The organism is uncultured Campylobacter sp., assembly GCF_937997465.1.
Classification (GTDB): Bacteria; Campylobacterota; Campylobacteria; order Campylobacterales; family Campylobacteraceae; genus Campylobacter_A.
This window is the reverse complement of the sequence record NZ_CALKTQ010000238.1, coordinates 1-5,215: the sequence shown is the minus strand read 5'-3', so window position 1 is coordinate 5,215 and position 5,215 is coordinate 1. Positions and strand designations below refer to the sequence as shown.

Annotated in this window: 6 protein-coding genes and 1 pseudogene; all 7 read right to left on the bottom strand. The window is 45.1% G+C overall.

Annotated features, from left to right (window positions below):
* Positions 1–54: 54 nt before the first annotated feature.
* On the bottom strand, positions 55–816 hold the full coding sequence (locus tag Q0546_RS07960; RefSeq protein ID WP_298792000.1) for a hypothetical protein: 762 nt from the start codon (positions 814–816) through the stop codon (positions 55–57).
* Positions 817–831: 15 nt separating this feature from the next.
* Positions 832–1,362, bottom strand: coding sequence for a threonine/serine exporter family protein (locus tag Q0546_RS07955; protein ID WP_298791998.1), 531 nt, complete (start codon positions 1,360–1,362; stop codon positions 832–834).
* On the bottom strand, positions 1,355–2,137 hold the full coding sequence (locus Q0546_RS07950; RefSeq protein ID WP_298791997.1) for a threonine/serine exporter family protein: 783 nt from the start codon (positions 2,135–2,137) through the stop codon (positions 1,355–1,357). The genes Q0546_RS07955 and Q0546_RS07950 overlap by 8 nt, the downstream gene beginning before the upstream one ends.
* Positions 2,134–2,601, bottom strand: coding sequence for a DUF4149 domain-containing protein (locus tag Q0546_RS07945; RefSeq protein ID WP_298791995.1), 468 nt, complete (start codon positions 2,599–2,601; stop codon positions 2,134–2,136). The genes Q0546_RS07950 and Q0546_RS07945 overlap by 4 nt, the downstream gene beginning before the upstream one ends.
* Before the next feature lie 155 nt (positions 2,602–2,756).
* Entirely contained in the window at positions 2,757–3,605 is an 849-nt protein-coding gene (prmC, locus tag Q0546_RS07940; protein ID WP_298791993.1) for a peptide chain release factor N(5)-glutamine methyltransferase, read from the bottom strand.
* Positions 3,592–4,797, bottom strand: a complete 1,206-nt coding sequence (locus Q0546_RS07935) for a M48 family metallopeptidase (protein WP_298791991.1) — start codon at positions 4,795–4,797, stop codon at positions 3,592–3,594. Before Q0546_RS07935 ends, prmC begins: the two co-directional genes overlap by 14 nt.
* Before the next feature lie 8 nt (positions 4,798–4,805).
* A pseudogene (locus tag Q0546_RS07930) lies at positions 4,806–5,215 on the bottom strand (hypothetical protein); the annotation flags it as partial.

Here is a 5,215-nt window from a genome sequence, read left to right as displayed (position 1 = left end):
AGATTCGTATTTTCATTACATCATTCTCCTTTTTTACACCAAAGCATATAATTTCTAAATAATTAATGTTTTTATAATATTTAAATAGTCAAAAATTTTTTCTTTAGGGAGCCTTGCCTCTTCTTTCTTAATTGCTCTTTTTGCACTATTAAATCCTACTGGCATTATCGTTTTAATCGTAAAACAAAGACTGGGTTTCCCCTCACTATTCTTTCCAATCTCAAACGCAATAGGCATGAATATATCATTAGCCACAATATAGGATCCTTTGCTTAAATTTTTCCTGATTTCATCATAATTGCTTTTATTATGCATTAACTCACTACAAAGACCATCATACATAGACAAACATCTTAATACTATCGGTCTTATCATTGAAGATAAAAATTTTTTAACTTTATCTGGCGTGGATAGCTCTTTGATATTACATCTTTCAATAAATCGCAATAGGGCATGAAAAGAAAAATTTATAAATATCCTCTTATATATCATTCTGTCAGTCAGGCTAAATATAATATCAAATCCAATATACTTATAGTCCTCTTCTATTATTTTATTAGTAGAACTATCATCTGGATTTTTTTTCATAATTAACGTTACATCTGCATATACAAATTCCCATTTTTTTGTGTTTGGTCGATAATGCTCCAATATAATTATATGCTTCTCTTTTTGAAGTTCTTCAACATGCCGTTTTACAATAACTTTTCTTCTATTGTCATTAATTGAAAAATAATTGATTTTTGAGCCTTCACTAAAACAATCAATTATACTTTGCGCAATAGATCTTTCTGATTTATTTTCAAATGCAATCATTTAAATCCCCACATTTTATTTGCATTTTATAACTATTTTCGTCGCCAGATCGCACTTAGCGCCGCGAGTAATCATCAAGGACTGATCGTAAAATAAAATCAGCACCACCGAAACCCCGACGCCTAGGGCTAGCGAGACAGTCGTGGTCGTGATCGCGTTATCAAAAAATATGATTAGGTATTCGTTTTTCTTAGCGATATCAGGCTCGTTTAGAAACGAAAACAGCGCTAAAATGCCCTTGTACGCGTAAACTCCTGGCACCATCGGCAAAAGTGCGGGAAATGCGATGATCTCGGCGGGCACTTTGAGCCGTTTGGCAAAGAGCATACCCAAAATCCCGCTTAAAAATGAGACGATGAGCGTGGCTACGCTGATGTTAAAAAATCCCATCTGCATGATCCAAAAGCGGCTAGCGTGCGCAAACGCGGCAAGCAGCGCGCAAAATGCGAGAGTCCTTTTAGGCGGCGAGCTAGCGTAGGCAAAGCCAAGCCCCGCCACCGCGGCAAAAGCGCCGTCTATAAGAGTCGCAGTAAAAAGCTCAAACATGTAAAATCTCCGCATTGCTAAGCGAGAGCGTGATATATACGCCCACCGCGATGCAAAGTATCAAGATACCCGTACTCACGGCCCTGCTGATGCCTACAAGCGTGTTGTCGTTTATGATATCAAAGACCGAGTTTATGAGAAAAACGCCCGGCATCAAAAAGAGTATCGACGAGCCGATCGCGACGTCGCTAGTGTGCGTAAAGCCGTAAAATACGCCAAGATAGGCGATAAACGAGACTACAAACGAGATCAAAACGTACTGGATTTTTAAATTTACGCCCATTTTAGCAAGCGCAAATTTGAGGCTATAGCCAACGAGCGTCGCGAAAAATACGCAAGCTACCGAGCCCATATCGCCGCCAAAAAGCTTGCAAAACGCCGCATTTGCAAGGCTAATCAAAATAAGCGAGCTTGTAAATTTATTTGCGCCTATGCGCATGACGCCATCAAACTGTTCTTTGGCTTCATCAAGGCTCAAATTTTCATCCAAGATCCGCCAGCTAAGCGACGAAAGCTCGGAAATGCGGTTAAAGCTCACCTGCCCTAGCGGAATCTTTTTCACGTAGGTTCGGCGCAGGGAGTTGTCGGCCGAGTCCATGACGCTAATGGTAAAATATTTTACGAAAATCGTCACGCTAACGTCGTATCCGTAACGCCTAGCCACGCGGTCTACGCACTTTTCGACGCGCGCGGTGTAGGTGCCAGCACTCACCATCGCGCTCGTGTAGTCAGATAGAAAATCGGTTAAAATTTGGATATCGGGCTTCGCGCTCATTTTTCGGCGGTTTTAAATTTGATAAAAAACAAAGCAAGCTGCGCAAACAGCATCAGCTTCATCGTCCACTCGCTAGCTACGTGCATCTGAGCAAACTCGGCCGTCTGCGTCGCCGCCTCGCCAGCGGTCTGCGCATCCATGACGAAAGGCGTGAAGTAAAACACGAACGAGAGCGCGAGGGCTAAATTTATCGCGCAAAGCATACCCATGCTAAATTTAGCGGCAAATTTGACGCTGGATCTAAACGAAACAAGCTCAAAAAGCGCGATCAGGACGCTAACTGCTAGCAAGGCGTAGTTAAATTTAACAAATATCGTAGCCATGAGTTTGCCGCTTTGAAAATGCGTAAGTACGCCCTCGCCAAGTATGCTCTGCGGATAAAAAATCGTCGGCGCAACCAGAGCGCCCAGAGCCAGCTCCGTGCCGATGAGCGCGCCAAGAAGCAAAAAATAAACGCTTTTCATAATTTTCCTTTTTTTGATTTACCGCACGCATTTTATGGTTATAGCATTTAAAATCCGCTAAATTCGAGCAAGAAGGGCGAAAATTTGCGAGCGCTAAATTTGACGCAAGCTCGGTCAAATTTGGTTTATCGCCAAAGCCCAAACCGCGTGAGAATTTAAAAATTTGCAAATATATTTCGCGCGACAAATCCGCGGTCAAATCCCGCTAAATCCTTGTAAAACTCCGCCTCAAACCCGTTAAATTTAAGCGCGTTTTGCATACTTTCTCGCTGATCGTAGCCCATCTCGCAGGCTAGGTATTTTACGCCGCGATTTTTAGCGACGAGGATAATGTTTTTTAAGATCTCATCGCCCGCCGCGCCGCCAAAGAGCGCCTCGTGCGGCTCGTTTAGCACGAATTTATCAAGCTCGTAGTCCCGCGCGATATAAGGCGGGTTTGAAACGAGCAGGTCAAATCGCCCGTAAATTTGATCCAGATACGCGCATTTTACGAACTCTATCCTATCCTCTACGCCAAATTTCGCGGCGTTCTCGCGAGCTAAATTTAACGCATCGTCGCTGATATCGGAGGCTATGATTTTAGCGTTTGAATTTAGCGCGAGACAGATGCTGATTATCCCGCTTCCCGCGCCTATCTCGGCAACTAGCGGCGACCCCTTTCGCGCTGGCAAATTTGATAAAATCTCAAGCGATTTTTCGACTAAAATTTCAGTCTCGGGGCGCGGGATCAAGACGCCCTTTTTTGCGTTAAAGCTAAGTCCGTAAAAGCCCGCCTCGCCCGTGATATACTCTAGCGGCTCGGGATTTGCAAAGCGTTTTGCGAGCACAAAATATCCGTCCGCATCATCAAGCTCGCGGTTTAAATTTAAAAATATCCACTCGATTTTTACGCCGAGGTAGCTCATCAAAAGCGCCCTGGCTACGCGCGCTGGATTTGCGCCGTTTATCTCGCACACTGGAGCTATCTGCGAGGCGGCTGCTTTTAGCGCGTCATTTACCGTCATTTTCCAGCTCGTTTATACGCTCAAAGAGGCTCGGGTGCGAGTGATAGACGAACGCGTAGAGCGGATGAGCCTTTGGGAAGGCCTTGTTCTCACTGCCTAGCTTTTTTAGCGCGCTTATCATATCGGCTTTGTTTGAGACGTCGCCTGCGAATTTATCGGCGCCAAATTCATTCGCGCGACTAAAATACGAGCTAATAGGCGAAAATAAAAATCCGAATATCGGCGAAAAAAGCAGTAAAAACACGATCACTCCGCCGCCTGCCGGGCTGAGTCCCAGCGCCTGATACGCCGCGTCGGGGATGTTGCCGAATATAAAAAACATCGCAAAAAGCATAACCGCGCTTAGGGCGATCATTTTTAGGATATCTTCGTGCTTAAAGTGCCCGAGCTCATGCCCCAAAACGGCGATTATCTCGGCAAGACTTAGTTTTTTAACGAGCGTATCAAAAAGCACGACGCGCTTAGTCGCGCCAAGGCCGCCAAAATAGGCGTTTAAGCGATTATCGCGCTTGCTGGCGTCTATCGTAAAAACGCCGCTACTTTTAAAGCCGCACTGCGTCAAAAGCCCTTCTATACGGCTTTTTAACTCGCCGTCCTCTAGCGGCTGCATTTTATTAAAGATGGGCGCGATTAGCGTCGGGTAGATGAGATTTATAACGAGCGCGACCGAGAAGCTCAGTAAAAACGCCCAAAACCACCAAAAATCTCCCAAAAATCCAATGCAAAGCAGCACCAGCCACACAAACAGCGTGCCAAAAACTAGCGTTAGCGCAAGCGTTTTAAGTAGATCGAGCGCGAAAATTTTAGGCGTTACGTTTGAAAAGCCGAGCCTTTTGTCTTTGACGAAAGTTTCGTAAATATTTAGCGGTAGCTCCAGCAGCGACGAGATGATCAAAAAGCTCATCACAAATATGATATGATCTCGCAGTTCTCCCGTTTTATAGGCGCTCTCATACAGCTCGCCAAGCCCCCAGCACGCCCACATCACAAATATCGCAGCGTGATAAAACAGGCTCGCTATCTCAAATTTTTGATTCGTTATCGCGGCCGCGGCGGCGGTTTCGTATTCATTCTGCTCTAGCACGACGGCGGGCTTTTTAGCCTCCGCGCGGATAAAGTTTATCTGCAATATCGCCAAAATCGCCTTTGCGGCAACGTAAAAAAAGTAAATACCAAGCAAAAAATAAAACATATTTTTCCTTAAATTTTATAAAGGCTAAAGCAGCCGTAGTCGGTGCACACGGCTAAAAATTCCTCGCCGTTTATGCGCTCAAATTTAGCCTCGCAGCGCTTCACGACGTGCGAGAGCTCAAAGATAAGCTGCAAATTTCCGCTTTTTAGATCGATGATTCGGGCTTTGTCGTAGCTAATTAGCGCGAGCCTCGAACCGTCCGCGCTAACGCAAAACTCGTCCGCTTCGGCGCATTCGCCGCGCAGCCACGCTGGCTTTAACCGCTCGCCGCTTGCAGCGTCAAGGCAAACTAGCTTGCTAGTATAGCGCTCCTTGCCTAGTAGCGAACCGTCCGCTAGAAAGCAAATTTTATCAAAAACGCCGAAGTCACCCATGATCTCGTTTAAAATTTCGCCGCAAAAAGCGTTTGAAGTGGTTG

Coding starts and splice junctions, on each gene's coding strand:
- Q0546_RS07955 (WP_298791998.1), bottom strand. CDS start 1,362: ATGTTTGAGCTTTTTACTGCGACTCTTATAGACGGCGCTTTTGCCGCG.
- Q0546_RS07935 (WP_298791991.1), bottom strand. CDS start 4,797: ATGTTTTATTTTTTGCTTGGTATTTACTTTTTTTACGTTGCCGCAAAG.
- prmC (WP_298791993.1), bottom strand. CDS start 3,605: ATGACGGTAAATGACGCGCTAAAAGCAGCCGCCTCGCAGATAGCTCCA.
- Q0546_RS07950 (WP_298791997.1), bottom strand. CDS start 2,137: ATGAGCGCGAAGCCCGATATCCAAATTTTAACCGATTTTCTATCTGAC.
- Q0546_RS07960 (WP_298792000.1), bottom strand. CDS start 816: ATGATTGCATTTGAAAATAAATCAGAAAGATCTATTGCGCAAAGTATA.
- Q0546_RS07945 (WP_298791995.1), bottom strand. CDS start 2,601: ATGAAAAGCGTTTATTTTTTGCTTCTTGGCGCGCTCATCGGCACGGAG.